Source organism: Ensifer sp. Root278 (assembly GCF_001429285.1).
Lineage (GTDB): Bacteria > Pseudomonadota > Alphaproteobacteria > Rhizobiales > Rhizobiaceae > Ensifer.
Window position 1 is genome coordinate 116419 of the sequence record NZ_LMJJ01000041.1, and the last position, 16876, is coordinate 133294.

General features: G+C 62.2%; 16 protein-coding genes. 9 read left to right on the forward strand and 7 right to left on the reverse strand.

Annotated features, from left to right (window positions below; translation table 11 throughout):
* Positions 1-22: 22 nt before the first annotated feature.
* From ASE60_RS26475 to ASE60_RS26485, 3 genes are all read right to left on the reverse strand, one after another.
* Positions 23-901, reverse strand: a complete 879-nt coding sequence (locus ASE60_RS26475; protein WP_057254578.1) for a glycosyltransferase — start codon at positions 899-901, stop codon at positions 23-25.
* 61 nt (positions 902-962) lie between these two features.
* Positions 963-2366: a hypothetical protein gene (locus ASE60_RS26480; protein ID WP_057254579.1), complete on the reverse strand. Its 1404-nt coding sequence runs from the start codon at positions 2364-2366 to the stop codon at positions 963-965.
* Positions 2367-2444: 78 nt separating this feature from the next.
* Complete coding sequence (locus ASE60_RS26485; protein ID WP_057254580.1) at positions 2445-3236, reverse strand: creatininase family protein; 792 nt, start codon at positions 3234-3236, stop codon at positions 2445-2447.
* A 114-nt stretch (positions 3237-3350) separates the two neighbouring features.
* Here ASE60_RS26485 and ASE60_RS26490 point away from each other — a divergent pair, with 114 nt between their 5' ends.
* The 3 genes from ASE60_RS26490 (at position 3351) to ASE60_RS26500 (ending at position 6043) form a co-directional block, all read left to right on the forward strand.
* Entirely contained in the window at positions 3351-3848 is a 498-nt protein-coding gene (locus ASE60_RS26490; protein WP_057254581.1) for a MarR family transcriptional regulator, read from the forward strand.
* 177 nt (positions 3849-4025) lie between these two features.
* A complete protein-coding gene (locus tag ASE60_RS26495) occupies positions 4026-5048 on the forward strand; it encodes a LacI family DNA-binding transcriptional regulator (protein ID WP_057254582.1) in 1023 nt (340 codons plus the stop codon).
* Positions 5049-5080: 32 nt separating this feature from the next.
* A complete protein-coding gene (locus tag ASE60_RS26500) occupies positions 5081-6043 on the forward strand; it encodes a 2-hydroxyacid dehydrogenase (protein ID WP_057254823.1) in 963 nt (320 codons plus the stop codon).
* Positions 6044-6087: 44 nt separating this feature from the next.
* Here the strand turns inward: ASE60_RS26500 and ASE60_RS26505 are convergent, their stop codons facing one another.
* A complete protein-coding gene (locus ASE60_RS26505) occupies positions 6088-6846 on the reverse strand; it encodes a gamma-glutamyl-gamma-aminobutyrate hydrolase family protein (RefSeq protein WP_057254824.1) in 759 nt (252 codons plus the stop codon).
* 429 nt (positions 6847-7275) lie between these two features.
* Here ASE60_RS26505 and ASE60_RS26510 point away from each other — a divergent pair, with 429 nt between their 5' ends.
* The 6 genes from ASE60_RS26510 (at position 7276) to ASE60_RS26535 (ending at position 14467) form a co-directional block, all read left to right on the forward strand.
* Positions 7276-9585 (forward strand): EAL domain-containing protein, encoded by a 2310-nt coding sequence (locus tag ASE60_RS26510; protein WP_057254583.1) that lies wholly within the window; start codon positions 7276-7278, stop codon positions 9583-9585.
* Positions 9586-9814: 229 nt separating this feature from the next.
* Complete coding sequence (locus ASE60_RS26515; RefSeq protein WP_057254584.1) at positions 9815-10588, forward strand: hypothetical protein; 774 nt, start codon at positions 9815-9817, stop codon at positions 10586-10588.
* Between the two features lie 236 nt (positions 10589-10824).
* Positions 10825-11049, forward strand: coding sequence for an aa3-type cytochrome c oxidase subunit IV (locus ASE60_RS26520; RefSeq protein WP_057254585.1), 225 nt, complete (start codon positions 10825-10827; stop codon positions 11047-11049).
* Between the two features lie 451 nt (positions 11050-11500).
* The gene (locus ASE60_RS26525; protein WP_057254586.1) at positions 11501-12646 is read left to right on the forward strand and encodes a Re/Si-specific NAD(P)(+) transhydrogenase subunit alpha; all 1146 of its coding nucleotides are present in this window, start codon (positions 11501-11503) and stop codon (positions 12644-12646) included.
* Positions 12646-13056: an NAD(P) transhydrogenase subunit alpha gene (locus tag ASE60_RS26530; protein ID WP_057254587.1), complete on the forward strand. Its 411-nt coding sequence runs from the start codon at positions 12646-12648 to the stop codon at positions 13054-13056. Before ASE60_RS26525 ends, ASE60_RS26530 begins: the two co-directional genes overlap by 1 nt.
* Positions 13057-13066: 10 nt before the next feature.
* Entirely contained in the window at positions 13067-14467 is a 1401-nt protein-coding gene (locus tag ASE60_RS26535) for an NAD(P)(+) transhydrogenase (Re/Si-specific) subunit beta (protein ID WP_057254588.1), read from the forward strand.
* 119 nt (positions 14468-14586) lie between these two features.
* Here the strand turns inward: ASE60_RS26535 and ASE60_RS26540 are convergent, their stop codons facing one another.
* From ASE60_RS26540 to rpsU, 3 genes are all read right to left on the reverse strand, one after another.
* Positions 14587-15063 (reverse strand): DUF992 domain-containing protein, encoded by a 477-nt coding sequence (locus tag ASE60_RS26540; RefSeq protein ID WP_057254589.1) that lies wholly within the window; start codon positions 15061-15063, stop codon positions 14587-14589.
* Positions 15064-15309: 246 nt separating this feature from the next.
* The gene (locus ASE60_RS26545) at positions 15310-16197 is read right to left on the reverse strand and encodes a tetratricopeptide repeat protein (protein WP_057254590.1); all 888 of its coding nucleotides are present in this window, start codon (positions 16195-16197) and stop codon (positions 15310-15312) included.
* 364 nt (positions 16198-16561) lie between these two features.
* The gene (gene rpsU, locus ASE60_RS26550) at positions 16562-16774 is read right to left on the reverse strand and encodes a 30S ribosomal protein S21 (protein ID WP_012709405.1); all 213 of its coding nucleotides are present in this window, start codon (positions 16772-16774) and stop codon (positions 16562-16564) included.
* Positions 16775-16876: the final 102 nt, after the last annotated feature.

Consider the following 16876-nt stretch of genomic DNA (forward strand, 5'->3'; position numbering starts at 1 on the left):
CATTCTGCGCGATTTTGGAGCGTCAAAGGTCGAGAACCCGCATCGGGTCCAGTCGACCCCGGACAAAATCACCAAATGCAATCAGATTGCCCTTGAGCCGACCGCGTCGATCGACGAGGCCTTGCGGTTTGAGGCTGCCGAGGATGTTGGCGGCGAAGTTGCCGCCCATGAGGCGAAGTGCCCATTTCAGTCCGACCGTGCCCTTGTTGCGCAGATAGAGCGGATTTGCGACCTGCGAGTAACCGAAGCGCAGGCCCGAGGTGCGGCCGCGCTTGTTGCCGAGGTGGACGCCGCGCAGCGCCGGCGATTTCACGATGCGCCCGTGCGCGGCCAGACGCCGGCAGAAATCGACATCCTCCTGCCAGCCATAGAGCGGCAGCCGCTCGTCGAAACGGGTGCGTTCGGCGGCAATCGCCGATACGCGGAAGGCCATGTTGCAGCCATAGGCGTTGAAGGCCGGCTGTGTGACATCGTGCGGCTGAGCGCCGGGATCCGTCTCGAGGATCGCCTTGGCATCGGCAATCGATATGCCCGGGCCATGAATGCCGTCGGCCAGAACCAGGCCGGTTGCCACGACGAGATCAGCCTCGCGATCGAACAGCCTTTCAGCCTCGGTAAGAAAATCGCTGCGCGGCAGGAAATCGTCGTCGAAAAAGACGATCAGATCGGCGGTTGTCGCCTGGTCGAGGATGGCGTTGCGCTGTGCGCTGGAACCCTTGTTGCCCGCGACGATACGGGCCTTCAAGGGAAGCGAGCCGATTCTGGCTTCGTCGACGTCCTCCGGCGTGCTTGGGCAGATGACGACGGCGTCCGGTAGTCGCGTCTGCCGCGTCAGATGCAGCAGGGTTTCGGAGAGGACCTCGCGGCGGCCCGCGGTCGCTATGCCGACGACGATGTTCATGGGGCGCTCTCCGCTCTTTCGGCGCGATCTAACCGGAAATTCGTGCAGTTTTTCTTAGCGCCTAGGCCGTGCTGGGTCTCGGCGACCGCATCATCAGCCGCAACTGGTTGAGCGAGAGCAAGCAGAACAGACCACCGACAACAATACCGGTACCGATCGTAACGTAGCTGGTTTCACCGGAGAGGGAGAAGGCCAGCACGGCCGCGCCAAGTCCGGCGGCGGCGAAGAGCACGGGCGGCCAGGAGAAATCGAAGGCGAGCGAGGACATCAGGCGAAGGCCGATGAGGGCGGCGAGGATCGCGCCGATGGCGCTGCCCCAGGCTAACGCCGCATCGTTCGCCCCAGCCAAGGCCAGGACTGCCAATGCTCCAAGGCTTAGAAGCACGCAGTCGGCCACGGCGAGCAGCAGGATCAACGCAAGGCGTTGCCTCAGGTGCAGCGGCGTCGGCAGCATGATCTGTGTCAGCGTGCGAACGAGCGAGAGGACGATGATGGCAGGCGCGGTTGCGAGGAAACCTTGCTGCAGGTCCGGGCTGATGACGAGCCAGGTGGCCGGGAGAAGTGCAGCGAAGATACCGGCGGCCATCATCAGCGCAAAGCTCGTCAGCAGCGCGTAGTATTGCCCGAGTTGGCGGGGAAGAGCGGCGCGATCGCCGGTCCGGTCATGCGCGGCAACGATCTCCGGATATTGGATCGCCTGAAGGGCCGAAACGATGAGCACGAACGGGCGTTGCAGCAGGTCGAGCGCAAGCAGGGCGCCGGCAGCACCCGTCGCGCCGAGCGCCGAGGTGAAGATCGCCTTCAGTGCCAAGGGCGCGAACATGGCGGCAGTGGCGGCCCCGGCCGAGACGCTGCCATAGATGAGATGCTTGCGGATACGGACATTGTCGAGCGCGGCGGCTGGGCGCGTGTCGGCGCGGCGGGAAAGAAGGAATGCAAGCAGGCCATAGGCAACGTAACCGGCGAGCAGGCCCGTGACGGTCGACAGAAAGCTTGGCGAAATGAGCGCACCGAGGAGCGTGCCCGCGGCGAGAATGGTGGCGCGGGAGCCCTGCAGCACCGAGAAGGCGCGAAAATCCTGGCGGAAACGCAGCATCGTCAGATGCAGGTCGCTGCCGCCTTGTGCAATCGACACCAGGCCGCCGACAAGCGCCACGACCGGCGGCACGCCGAAGATCAAGGACACGCCCGCCGCGATCAGGCACAGCACGGCGCAGGCGAGGGCTTCGGTCAGGATCGCCCGCCGCTCCGCCGCTTCACTGTCCGCATCCGCCCCAGGGTAGAAACGCATGCAGGCGAAACGCACCCATTCGAAGGCGGCGATCGCAGCGAACTGGCAGATGGAGATGAACAGTGAATAGCTGGCATAGTCGGCCGGCGCCAGCCAGTGGGCGACGACGATCAGCAGGCCAAAGGCGATGACGGCCTGGTAGAAATAGGCGCCGAGCGCAATGATCTTCGCCATGGTTTTTCTGCCCTACGCCCGCGGGGAACTGCGCATCTGATAGCGCAAAAGCGCAAAGAAAGTGTTTGCCGCCCCGCTTCAGGTCAGATCGTCGGGATCGAAATCCCTGACATCTTCAAGGAGTTCGATAAACCCTCGGACGGCATGGGCGATCAAAATCTCACCCCGTGCCGCCGTGGCAACCGAGGCATTGCCGGCGACACCTTCGCCATTCAGGTCGTGCATCTTCCAGCCGAAGGCGTGGGGACCGTAAGCGCGCAGATGCTTGAAGCGTTCAGAAAATTCGCCTTGGCGGGAGGTGAAATTTTCGGCCTTGGCCATGTCGACCCTGTCCGGATGGAGCGCCAGCATCACCGATGTCTCGATGTCGCCGCCGTGGATGTCCAAGGCTTTATCCTCCGGCTTGATCCAGCCGTCCGGTTGGCCGAAGCGGGTCCAACTCGTCGCGACGGCCAGCATGTTGAAGCGTACGCGCGCTTCGGTCGCGATGATCGTCATCAACGGCGAGTTGCCGCCGTGGGCGTTCAGCATCACGAACTTGCGGATACCTTGGTTGTGAAGATCACCGGCAATGCCGAGCCAGCGCTCGACCGCCTCGCCATAGGCAAGGGTTCGGCTGCCGGCGACATCCATGTGCTCGATGGAGTAACCGACCGGCTCGGCCGGCAGGAAGGTTACCGGCAGGCCGGCGGGCATGGCGGCGATCGTGCGGGAGACGATGCCCTCGGCGATCAGCGTGTCGGTTTCGAAGGGCAGATGCGGACCGTGCTGTTCATGGGCGCCGAGCGGCAGCACGGCGATCCAGTCACGGCGAGCGTCGGCCGGAAGGTCGGTCCGATTGTCCTGCCATCGCGGCTCAGGCATCGACATTTCTCTTCGATCCTCCACGTCAATTGTCGTAAAATTGTTATTTGAGTCATACAGTTCGTAATCGCAAGCTGTATTGTTATAAGTGTTCGACTCGGGGATTCGGCAGGAGGTCCAATGGGCAAGAAGAACAAGGCCGAAAAGAAAGGCAAGAACGGCAAGAAGAAGGACGAGTTCCTGAATGAGCCGCACGATCTTGCCGCTATCCTTGTCCAGGCAGCGCGTTCCATGCGCACCGTACTCTCCCGCAATCTTCTTGAAAGTGGTCTTTACGCCGGGCAAGACGGCGTAATGCTGGCGCTGGCCGAAGCCGACGGCATGACCGCGGGTGGGCTTGCCGCCAGGCTTGGGGTCAAGGCGCCGACCATGACCCGCACGATCGGGCGGATGGAAGCGCAGGGCTTCCTCGAGCGCCGTCCGGACGAGGACGATGCGCGGCTCACCAAGGTCTATCTTACTGAGCCCGGCCGCAACCGGCTGCAGATCATCGCCGAGGCGGGGCAGCATTCGGAAAAGCTCGCGACACGCGGCCTGACCGACAAGCAGGTGCGCACTCTGATGAAACTGCTGCGCGCCGTCGACAGTAATCTCCAGGCCGCACGGGCCGCCGACTGAGCCTTGTTCGCCGCATATTGCCGTGGCGATTTAAACAGTTTAAAAGGGATTTAAATTTATGGCACGCGTACGTCCGTTGGGATGTACGAAAAGTGCCGTGAGGCATGCTGCAAGAACCTCACTCGGATTGGATTGTGGGGCTGCGGCCGAGGGCGGAACAAGGCTACAGGGGGCATCGTGGCGCAAAAGGTCAAGCTTTCGACGATTGCGGAAACACTCGGTCTTTCGACGGCAACGGTATCCCTGGCTCTACGCGACAGTCCTTTGGTGGCGACCGTCACCCGCGATAAAATCAAGGAGCAGGCCCGCGCGCTCGGCTATATCTACAACCGCCGCGCTGCCAGTCTCAGAACATCCCGCTCCGGCATCATCGGCGTCGTCGTGCACGACATCATGAACCCGTTCTACGGGGAAATCCTGAAGGCGATCGAAGCGGAGCTCGACCGCGACAAGCAGACCTTCATTCTCTCCAACCACTACGATTCGGTCGACAAGCAGCGCGATTTCATCGAGACGCTGCTGCAGCTCGGCGGTGATGGCGTGATCATGTCGCCGGCGATCGGTACGCCGCTGGAGGACATCCAGCTTGCCGAGGACAACGGCATGCCGGCGATCCTAATCGCCCGTTCGATCGAGGGCGTGGACGTGCCGATCTTCCGCGGCGACGACGCCTACGGCATCTCGCTTGCCACCAACCACCTGATCGGCCTTGGCCATCGCTGCATCGCCATGGTCGGCGGCACCGACCAGACGTCGACCGGGCGCGACCGCTATCAGGGCTATGTCAACGCGTTGCGCAAGGCCAATATCGAGGTCGATCCGGAGCTGCGCATCCCCGGTCCCCGCACGAAGCAGGGCGGCTTCGAGGCGGCGGTGCATCTGCTCTCCCTGCCGCAGAAGCCGACGGCAGTCGTCTGCTGGAACGACCTGGTGGCGATCGGCATGATGAACGGCATCGCCCGCGCCGGTCTGGTGCCCGGCGTCGATATCTCTGTCACCGGCTACGACGACCTCGAAGAGGCGTCGATCGCCACGCCGGCATTGACCACCGTCTGGAATGGCCAGGCCGATGTCGGCCGCAGTGCTGCCCGCGCGCTCCTCGACAAGCTTTCCGGCAGCCACGAACCCGACGGTATCCATCTGATCAAGCCGGAAATGCGCATCCGCCAATCAACGGGCCCGTTGCGCGTCATCGCCTGAGATCTCCCTCCCGACAGGAGCTGCCCATGTCTGTGAACCGCACGCGCGTTCTCGTGCCCGGAAAGATCAATCAACGGGTCATCGATCGACTGGTCGGGCAATTCGAAGTCGTCAGGATCGAGAGTGCCGATCCAGCATTGGTGACGCCGGATATGCAGGACGTGAAAGCGGTTGCAGTAGCCGGCCGGCTGCCCGGTGCCCTGATGGATGTCCTGCCGCAGCTCGAGATCATCGCCAATTTCGGCGTCGGCTATGACGGCGTCGAGGTCGCACATGCCGCCGCCAAGGGCGTTGCCGTCAGCAATACACCGGATGTTCTGACCGAAGAGGTGGCCGACACGGCGGTTGGTCTTCTGCTGAATACACTCCGGCAATTGCCTCAGGCAGAACAATGGCTGCGCCAGGGACGCTGGAGCCGCGAGGGCGCGTTTTCTCTGTCGCCGCTGTCCCTGCGCGGCCGAAGCGTCGGTCTTTACGGCCTCGGTCGCATCGGGCTTTCGATCGCCAGGCGGCTGGAAGCCTTCGGGGTGTCGATCGCCTATCACACGCGCAGCCCGCGCGAGGGCCTGCCCTATGCCTACCATCCGACGCTCGTCGGCCTCGCGGCGGCGGTCGATACGCTCATTGTCATCGTGCCCGGCACCGAGGCGACGCGGCATACGGTGAATGCGGAGGTTCTCGTGGCGCTCGGCGGAAACGGCGTGCTGATCAATGTCGGGCGTGGTTCGACGGTCGATGAGGCGGCGCTGATCGCGGCGCTTCAGAAGGGCGTGATCGCCGGCGCCGGGCTCGATGTTTTCGAAAACGAGCCGCAGGTGCCGGACGCGCTGATGGCTTTGCCGAACGTGTCGCTCCTGCCGCATGTGGCCTCGGCCTCGGTGGTCACACGCAACGCCATGGCCGATCTCGTCGTCGACAATATCGCAGCCTGGTTTGCGACCGGAAGGGCTTTGACGCCGGTGCCGGAAACGCCGTTCAGCCGACGCGCGATTTGACACCCGGCGTCGTTGCCTCAGGCGGCGATGCGGAAGCCGTGATGTCAGGCGGCCAAACGGCCGGCGGCGTAAGTCCGCACCGCGTCGCCGAAGGCCCTAAACAGGCTGGCGGAGGGGGTGTCGGTGCGCACCCAGTATTCCGGATGCCATTGTACGCCGACGGCAAAGGCCTTGGCGCCGATCACCGAAACCGCTTCGATCGTGCCGTCGTCAGCCACCGCTTCGACAGCCAGGCGCGGAGCAGCGGCGCCGATCGCCTGTCGGTGCAACGAGTTGACGCGGATGCGGCCGGCGCCAAGCACGGGCGCGAGGCAGCTCCCTTCCTTGACGATGACGTCCTGGCGGATGCCATAGGCAACGTCGAGTTCCTTCACGTCAGGCTTGCGGTGATCCCAGATCCCCGGCTGATCCTGGATTTCGCTCGCCAGCGTGCCGCCGAGTGCGACGTTCAGTTCCTGGATGCCACGGCAGATGGCAAACAACGGCACACCGCGCTCGATCGCGCGCCGGATCAGGGGCAGGCTGGTCGCATCGCGGCCGGGATCGAAAGGTCCGTCACTGTCCTTGGCCTCGCGGCCATAGAGCGAGGGATGAACATTGGAGCGGGCGCCGCTTGCAAGCACGCCGTCGACGCGGTCGAGGATTTCGTCAATGTCGTTGCCGGTTTCGAGCGCCGGGATGAGGAAGGGCATAACGCCGGCGCCTTCGACGGCGGCGCGCACATATTGATGGGCAACGACATGCCAGACATTGCCGTCGAATTCGCGGAAATCGCAGGGGATGGCAACGACAGGTTTCGACATCATCAGGCTCCGTAATACGCTTAAGAAAAGCCTTGCCTTCAGATGCTGATGAAAGTCAACTGAGAACGTAGTGAGCGTGATCACCGCGCTGATCCAAGGCGGATCGGTAGCGAACACGAACTAAAAACGGCAGGAAATCGCAGGTAATTCTTTAAGATCGAGTAACCATCGCGCACGCAAATTCTGGATCGTCCGCCAGCATAGCTGAATTGTCGAAGTTGCAGTCGGGCCTTTTGTGTCGTGGATACCTATGTTTGGTTGCAGAAACCGAGTACTGTTCAGCGCGGTTCGCACTATTGAGTTGAACTCTTGGGTCTTGCCGGCACGGCCCTGTGGTTATTCTGGGATTCGGTACTTTTTTCGGGGCGTTAGACGAAATCATTCGTTAAGTCATCACCCCTAACAATCCGGTAAACCGGAGCTTGGTTCATGATGCGACTTGGACAGAGCGCTCTTCCGACTGACGTGTATCTGTCATCCGTGAGCTCGCTCTACGAACATCGCAAGACGTTGCTGATCGGCATGTTGTCGCATGTCGTGACGTTTCTGCTCGTCTATCTCAAGACCAGTGATCCGCTTTATCTCGCCTGCTCCGGCGTGATCTTCGTGCTCTGGGCGCTGCGCAATGTCGATATGGCGCGGTTCGACCGGCAGGATTTCTCCAATGCCGACCGGGCGATGGTCCGCAAATGGGAGAACCGCTATATCGTCGGCGGTGTCAGCGTCACGCTCACCTGCGGCATCGCTTGCGGTTATGCCATTGCCGTCAGTCAGGATTCCTTTTCAGAGCTTGCGACCATATCGGTGACGCTGGCCTCGATGATCTCGCTCGTTGGGCGCAACTACGGCTCGGAGCGGGCCGTGCTTCTCCTGTCCTCGTCCGCATGCCTGCCGATCGTGATCGGCCTGATGACGCTGCAGGACGTGTTCATGCTGGCGCTTGCCTTCCTCATCCTGCCGTTCATCCTTTCCACCTGGATGATGGCCAACAATGTGCGCGCCTTTCTCTATGAGAATGTTTTGGCGGCGCGCGAGATCGCGACGATTGCCGGCCAGTTCGACGCGGCGCTCAACAATATGACGCATGGCTTGTTCATGCTGGATGGCGACGGCCGCGTGGTGGTGGCCAATGAGCGTGCCAGCGAGTTGCTGGCGCTTGGCGACAGGACCGAACTCAAGGATTGGCTGCTCGATGACGTGATCCGGCGCGGCGCGCGGCGCATGCGGCTCGATGCCGAAAAGACCAAGGCGATCTCGCGTCAGCTCGATCTTCTGCTCAAGGGCAAGCGCCCGCAGGTATTGATCCCGGTCAGCGAGGAACTGCACCTCGAGTTTTCCGCCAGCCGCCGCGACAATGGCGATATCGTGCTGATCTTCGAGGACGTGACGGCACGCGTACAGGCGGACAAGCAGATTCTGCACATGGTGCGCTTCGACAAGCTGACCGAGCTGCCGAGCCGCGACTACTTCGGAGAGCTGGTTGTGGCCGCCGCAAGCGGCGACGAGAAGGAGGACCGGCTCGTCGGCCTGATGGTCCTCGACGTCACCGAGTTCAAGCATGTCAACGACATGCGCGGCCACATCGTCGGCGACAAGCTGCTGCAGGCGATCGCCGGCCGGTTGAAGGCGCTCGCCGGTGATGATGCGATCGCGGCGCGGCTGATGGGCGACGAGTTTGTCGTGTTCTTTCCGAACAGGGCTGACGTGGCCGATCTGGAAGAGCGGATGCGGGGGCTGCACACGGAACTGCGCGGCACCTATGTTGCCAGCGGCTTCACCTTCAACATGACCATGAGCGCGGGCTTCGTCATCGCGTCGAACGTGGATCTAAAACTCGAAGACCTGCAGATCAAGGCGGATCTCGCGCTTTCGGAAACCAAGCTGCGCAACCGCGGCGGCTGCACTGCGTTCGAAGTCGAGATGGACGCCCGCTATGTCGACCGCCAGAAGCTCAAGGCGGATTTGCGCGAGGCGATCAATGCGCGCAGCCTGACGCTTTCCTACCAGCCGATGTTCGCGCCGAGCGGCGGCCGGGTCGAATGCTGCGAAGCGCTGGCCCGCTGGACGCATCCGGAGCGCGGGCCGGTGCCGCCGAACGTGTTCATTCAGCTCGCCGAGGAACTGGGGCTGGTCACGGAGATCACGCGTTTCGTGCTCGACCATGCATGCCGGGATTGCATGGACTGGCCGAGCGATGTGTCCGTCTCCGTCAACCTCTCGGTGCTCGATCTACGCAGCAGCGAAATCGTCACGATGGTCACGGATGCGCTTCAGGCAACCGGCCTCGATGCTTCGCGGCTGCATCTGGAGGTCACCGAAAGCTGCCTGATGGACGAGCCGCTCAAGGTGCAGGCGATCCTGCGCGAGCTGCGGGGTCTCGGCATCACCATTGCCATCGACGATTTCGGCACCGGATACTCCAGCCTCAGTTATCTCGATGCCCTGCCGGTAGACATCATCAAGATCGATCGGTCCTTCGTGCGCAACATCCGTGAGGATTCGCGCCGCTTCAAGCTCCTGCGCGGGACGGCAAATCTTGCCCGTGCCCTCGGCCTGCGCATCGTCGTCGAAGGCGTCGAGACGACGGATCAGTTGCAGCTCATCACCGAGCATAATTGTGCCGATTTGATACAGGGCTTCGTCTTCGCCGCCCCCATGCCAGCTTCTGCTATTGCAACGCTTTGCAAGAACGGTGTGCCAAAACGAGGCACTAAACCCAGCAGCAAGCGCATCGCCTGACGCTGCGACCCCAAATTTCGTTCCGTTTTGATGCTGCGCATTCGGCAGCAAGCCCTTGATTAGTTGGGGTAAATTCATCCAGATTTGGTGCGTTTTGCTCCAAATCAACCGAATTAATTTACGAATTTTTAGGGTTAACAAAAAGTTAACAGTGAACTGTTCCGTTTTGCGGTTGCCGCCCCATTTTCCGTCAATAGGTTAACGATTTGTTAACCATGAGGTCTGGAATATGGGTGAGACGATTCACCAGGCGGAGCCTGGGCGTTTTTCTGAAAAGCTGATGCAATTGCTCGATCGTGTCGAATATCGGCGGGTCGAAACCGGCGAGGACATGGAGGACATCGCGCGGCTGCGTTACAAGTCCTACAAGTCCGTCAATCTGATGGAATTGACGGGCTCCACGCTGATCGACGATCTCGACTTCGACAGCCACGCCTATGTCTTCGGCATCTATCTCGATGAGAGCCTCGTCAGCACCGTGCGCGTACATCACGTAACGCCGGAGCACCGCGCCAGTACATCGGGCCTGATCTTCGGCTCCGAGATCGACGCGTTCCTCGATGCCGGCATGGTGCTCGTCGATCCGGGCCGATTGGCCGTCGACCCTGATGTCATCGGTGACGATATGCGGGCGCTTCCCTACCTCACGCTCCGCCCGGTCGCCATGGCCTGCGAATACTTTTCCGCCGACCGTTGCCTGACGGCCTGCCGGCCGCGCCACACCGCCTTCTACAAGCGCATTTTCGCCTCCGAGACCGTGGTCGCCAAGCGCGATAACCTGGGGGTCTACAATGCCGATGGCGCCCTGCTCGTGGCGCAGGTGAGGGGGCAGCGGCCCTCGATCCTCGACCGCTACCCGATTTTCGATTCGGAGCCTTTCGAACGCCGCATGATGTTTGCCGATCGCAGCGAGGTGCCGTTCGCCCCGCTGACGATCCTGCCGACCGCGCGCATGGCGCAAACCGGTTATGGACGTTCTTATCGAACCTCCGTCTTCCGCTAGCAGTCTTCGATGTCGACATCAGATGGTGAGGCGCGCCCGTGCGCGCCACCCTTGCTGCCGGCCGCGACATATCGCCCCATCAGGTACTGCTAAAGGACGGGTTTTCGTTGCACCCGGCCTAAGCATTGTGTAAGGGCAGCTATAAGGGTTTTCGCGACTTTTCGCGGGAGCCATGCTTCGATTAGGAGCGGCGGCGATCAAGGGTCGCGCCGTGGCATTCAGGGAGAATTTGAACGATGGCTGAGCATCATTCTGGACCGGTCGATGTGGGCGCTTCGATGGATTATCCGGAGCACGAGAAGACCTATCTCATGTTCCTGAGCGCATCGAAGTACGGCACGCTGTTTTGCGTGGCCCTGTTGATTGCCATGGCTGCCGCATTCTTCACGACGATGGGCTTCTTCTCCTCGCTCGTGCTCTTCATTCTGCTCAACGTCGCAGGTTTCTTCTTCCTGCGCTAATCAGCGTCATCGGACCGATTGCCGAGGGGCTTGACGTTTCCTCGGCAACCGGGCGCGAGCCCGGACGAAGGTGCATGCCGTCGACTGGAGGCGTCGACGCTGCGCAGCACTTCAAAATGCTACAGCGACCTTTGTGCAGCCAATAGGGTGTGCAGTGCTGTAGAGCCTAGAGATCTCCACGCCCGGGCATTCACTGCAATGGGACGTGTTTCCTCACTGCGTGAGGGGGGAGTGGAATGCAGACCCGCGATGCCGAGCACGGTTCGGCGTCGATCGGCGCCGGACCGCCTGCGGTTCGAACACCTGAGGTGTCTGTTTCCAGAATATATGTGCCTGGCACCCCAGTGCCTGGCATATGGGGGCGTGCAGGCTCGATTGGCCGCACGCTTTGCAGTCGGAGAGAATGCCCGCATTCCGGCCTTGGCTCGATTGCGGCCAAGGAGGGGGATTTGTGAGCGAGATTGTCTTTGTCGCCAAGGAAACGGACCCGAACGAGGGTCGCGTTGCCGCATCACCGGACACCGTGAAGAAACTGAAAAGCCTCGGCTTCGACGTCGTCATCGAGGCGGGCGCCGGGTTTTTGTCGCGCATTCCGGACGCTGAGTTCGAAAAGGTCGGGGCCCGGATCGGGACGATCGCCGACGCCAAGACGGCCGATGTCGTGTTGAAAGTGCGCCGGCCGACGACCGCCGAAATTGGCGGCTACAAGTCGGGCGCTATCGTGCTCGCCATCATGGATCCCTATGGCAACGAGGCGGCGATCGCCGAGATGGCCAAGGCCGGGCTTACTGCCTTTGCGATGGAACTGATGCCGCGCATCACCCGTGCGCAGTCGATGGACGTGCTGTCGAGCCAGGCGAACCTCGCCGGTTATCAGGCCGTGATCGACGCCGCCTGCGAATATGATCGGGCGTTGCCGATGATGATGACGGCGGCCGGGACGGTTCCTGCCGCCAAGGTCTTCGTCATGGGCGCGGGCGTTGCCGGCCTGCAGGCAATCGCGACGGCCCGCCGTCTCGGTGCCGTGGTCTCGGCGACGGACGTGCGTCCGGCAGCCAAGGAGCAGGTCGCCTCGCTCGGCGCCAAGTTCATCGCCGTCGAGGACGAGGAATTCAAGGCGGCCGAAACGGCCGGCGGCTACGCCAAGGAGATGTCCAAGGAGTATCAGGCCAAGCAGGCCGCACTCGTTGCCGAGCATATCGCCAAGCAGGACATCGTCATCACCACTGCACTCATCCCCGGCCGTCCGGCGCCGCGGCTCGTCACCCGTGACATGCTGAAAAGCATGAAACCCGGCTCGATCGCGGTCGATCTTGCGGTCGAACGCGGCGGCAACGTCGAGGGTGCTGAGCCCGGCAAGGTCGCCGAGGTCGAAGGCGTCAAGGTCATCGGCCATCTCAACGTGCCGGGCCGCATCGCGGCCTCCGCGTCCGGTCTCTACGCCAAGAACCTCGTCACCTTCCTGGAAACGATGGTGTCCAAGGAAACCAAGGCGCTCGCGCTCAACATGGAGGACGAGCTCGTCAAGGCGACGGCGCTCACCCATGGCGGTGAGGTCGTGCATCCGAACTTCGGCGCCAGCAAGGGGGACAAGTGATGGCGAATGAACTTCTCGACAAGGCGCTCGCCGATCTCGACCGGGCGGTGGAAGCGGTCCGCACCGCTGCAGAATACGTGCCGGACGCGGCTGGTGCTGTCGCCCATGGCGCGACCGGCGGCGCGATCGATCCTTTCGTCTTCCGCCTGGCGATCTTCGTGCTGGCGATCTTCGTCGGCTATTACGTCGTCTGGTCGGTGACGCCGGCGCTGCACACGCCGCTGATGGCGGTCACCAACGCGATTTCCTCGGTCATCGTCGTCGGTGCTCTGCTTGCCGTCGGCATCTCCGCCTCTGGGCTTGCCACCGGCTTCGGTTTTGTGGCGCTGGTGCTTGCCGCCGTCAACATCTTCGGCGGCTTCCTCGTCACCCAGCGCATGCTCGCCATGTACAAGAAAAAAGACAAGTGAGGCCGGCCCGATGAACGCTAACTTCGCAGCCTTCCTCTACCTCGTCTCCGGCGTCCTGTTCGTCATGGCGCTGCGTGGACTTTCGCATCCGACCACCAGCCGCAAGGGCAATACCTACGGCATGGTCGGCATGGGCATTGCCATCGTCACGACGTTGTTTTTGGCAAAGCCCAGCTTCGGTGGCCTGATGCTGATCGTGCTCGGCCTCGCCATCGGCGGCGGCGCCGGTGCTGTCATTGCCCGTCGCATCGCCATGACCTCGATGCCGCAGCTCGTTGCCGCTTTCCACTCGCTGGTCGGTCTTGCCGCCGTCATGGTGGCGGCTGCCGCCATGTACGCGCCGGAAAGCTTCGGCATCGGCACCCTCGGCGACATCCACGCCCAGGCGCTGGTCGAAATGTCGCTTGGCGTCGCCATCGGCGCCATCACCTTTACCGGTTCGGTCATCGCCTTCCTGAAGCTCGACGGGCGCATGTCCGGCAAGCCGATCATGCTTGCGGGACGTCACGCCATCAATGCAGGTCTGGCAATCGCGCTGGTCGTGCTGGTGGTCATGCTCGTGCTGACGCAGAGCACGACGGTGTTCTGGCTGATCGTCGCGCTGTCGCTCGTACTCGGCGTGCTGATCATCATCCCGATCGGCGGCGCCGACATGCCGGTGGTGGTGTCGATGCTCAACTCCTACTCGGGTTGGGCCGCAGCCGGCATCGGCTTCACGCTCGGTAACCTGGCGCTGATCATCACCGGTGCGCTCGTCGGCTCCTCCGGTGCGATCCTCTCCTACATCATGTGCAAGGGCATGAACCGCTCGTTCATCTCGGTCATCCTCGGCGGCTTCGGCGGCGAGACCGCGGCGGCCGTCAGCGACGATGGCATTCAGCGCACGGTCAAGCAGGGCTCTGCCGACGATGCGGCCTTCCTGATGGCGAACGCCTCCAAGGTGATTATCGTGCCGGGCTACGGCATGGCCGTTGCCCAGGCACAGCATGCGCTGCGCGAAATGGGCGACCAGCTGAAGGCCGCGGGCGTTGAGGTCAAGTACGCGATCCATCCGGTCGCGGGCCGCATGCCCGGCCACATGAACGTGCTGCTCGCGGAAGCGAACGTGCCCTATGACGAAGTGTTCGAGCTCGAGGACATCAACTCCGAGTTCGCTCAGGCCGATGTCGCCTATGTCATCGGCGCCAATGACGTCACCAATCCGGCCGCGCGTGACGACAAGTCCTCGCCGATCTACGGCATGCCGATCCTCGACGTCGACAAGGCCAAGACCTGCCTTTTCGTCAAGCGTTCGCTCGGCTCCGGCTATGCCGGCATCGACAACACGCTGTTCTACAAGGACGGCACGATGATGCTGCTCGGCGACGCCAAGAAGGTGACGGAAGATATCGTCAAGGCGCTGCACGCTTAACGCTGTTCGCATCGATCGACAATGAAACGCCCGCCTTTCGGCGGGCGTTTTGCGTTGGAAGGCATTGTGGGGCATGCGACGCATTCCGCAACAAGGCGTCATGCGTCTTCGAGGCCGATCTAACCGGCCGGTGCCAGCGTCAGTTGGTCGATGCCGACCGCGACGTTCAGCCCCTCCTGGACCTGAACGTTGACCGGCTGCAGCATGAAGGCCTTGTTCGTGCCGCCGCCGATCACCTTGGCGCCGCCGCCGACCGCGAGGCTCGCATCGGCGCCGACGCCGTAGTATTCGCCGGCAAGCGCGAACGCGCTAACCGGCGTTCCGGTCTTGGCAAAGACGTCCCAGACCATCGTGCTCTTGCCCGTCTTGCCGATGTCGATGCCGATCTTGCGAATCGTGCCGGCATAAACGGCCTTCGGTCCGCCATTGGTGGGCGTGAACGTGCACATCAGGTTCTTCGTCGAGGTCACGATCATGCCGGTGCCGCCTTCCGAACCGCAGACGAGACGGCCGAGTGCGACATAGTTCTGCGCGGCGGCCGGACCGGTGGCAAGCGCGGCCAGTGCCAGCGCAGTGACGAGGGTTCGTTTGATCATGGCTTGGTCTCCGTTCTTACTGCGCCGCGCGTCCCTTGGGGCGCTTGGTCGCGGTAGTACTTCGAATAGCTGCATGTCTTCCTTTGAATCGGAGCCGATCCGAGGAAACAGGCAGTGACGCCTTTGGCAAACGAACGATGGCCGGGAAGGTTCCGCCTTGGCGGAGAGGGCAGGGTGGCAAGCGGCACAAACGAAAACGCCCGCGAACTGTCGCGGGCGTTTCGAGGAACATGCTCGGGGAAGGACTTACGATGCCTTGACGCGGGCAAGGCCGGCGCGCGCCGGCTCGTATTTCGGGTCGAGCTGCAATGCGTGCGAATAGGACTTCGATGCCTTGGCCTTGTCGCCCTTGCGCTCGTAGATCAGCGCCTGGTTGGCCCAGGATTCGGCGACCTTGCCGTTGAGATTGATCGCGGTGTTGAAATCCGAGAAGGCGTTGTCGTCGTCGCCCTGGGCGACATAGGAAATGCCGCGGCCGTTGTAGGGCTCCGGCGAGCTCGGCGACAGCGAGATCGCGGTCGAGAAGTCTTCGATCGCCTGACCGTGCTGGTTGCGTGCCTGGTAGATCAGGCCGCGATTGTGATAGGCGCGGGGATCGGTCGTGTCGAGCTGGATCGCCTTGTTGAAATCGTTGAAGGCGGAATCGAGCTGGCCGGCCTGGCGATAGAGGTTGCCGCGGCCGATATAGGCGACGTCGTAGTTGGCGTTGAGCTGCAGCGCCATGTTGTAGTCGGCAAGTGCGGCCTGGGTGTTGCCCATGTTGCGGTGAACCAGCGCCCGGTTGGCATAGGCCTGGTAGAAGCGTGGGTTCAGCTGGATCGCCTGGTCGAAATCGGCAATGGCGCGGCGGTATTCGCCGGCGCGGCCATAGGACGAGCCGCGGACATTGTAGCCTTCGGGATCGCTCGGGTTCGAGGCGATGACGCTCGAGAGCGAGGCGATGTTTTCCTGCGAGCCCTGTTCGCGCTCGACCTTGTTGGTCATCGAGTCCGGGCCGTCGGTCGTGCAGCCTGCGAGAAGAAGGGCCGAACCAAGGAGCAGCATCGCGGCAAGCCTCGGCTTGCGCTGGTGGCGGCGAGACGCCTCATGGACAGTAAAACCGGAGACGTCCGCAGTCATGGCAGCAAGTGTCAAAGGTTGATCCCTCAAATCGACAAGGTCTCGAAAGCTATCGGCTTCCGTTCCTACAGCGCCGCGTGTCGTCATGACGCGCCAAGATCGCTGTAACACGTTGAGTTTCTGCATAATTCTGCCCTTAAATCGAACCCGATTTAAGGAACTATGCAGTAGAGCCGCTGAAACTCCCCGCGGGCTCCGCAGCCGGGCTTCATCGTGCCTCGGCAAGCCGTCCGGTTAAACGCTCCGGCCGGCCATCCGTCACCGGCAGCGTCGATCACGCTAGCCTGTCGGCGGAAAAGATGTCCATACCAAAAAAAGGCGGTGGCGATATTTCGCCCCCGCCACGACTTACATCGGAAAGCGTCGAAAAAACGACAAATCAGCGGGCCAGGAGGCCTTCGCGCTGTGCACGCTTGCGTGCCAGCTTGCGGACGCGGCGAACGGCTTCAGCCTTTTCGCGGGCGCGCTTCTGGGACGGCTTTTCATAGAAATCGCGCATCTTCATTTCGCGGAAAATGCCTTCGCGCTGCATCTTCTTCTTGAGAGCGCGGAGCGCCTGATCGACATTGTTATCGCGGACAAGTACCTGCACGTGAAATCCCGTTCCTTTGGTTCGAGTTGTTTGTGACTCCGTCAGGTGCCGGAGGCAAAAGAATGACATTCGCTAAGCTGGAAGCTTTACGATTAGAGGAGC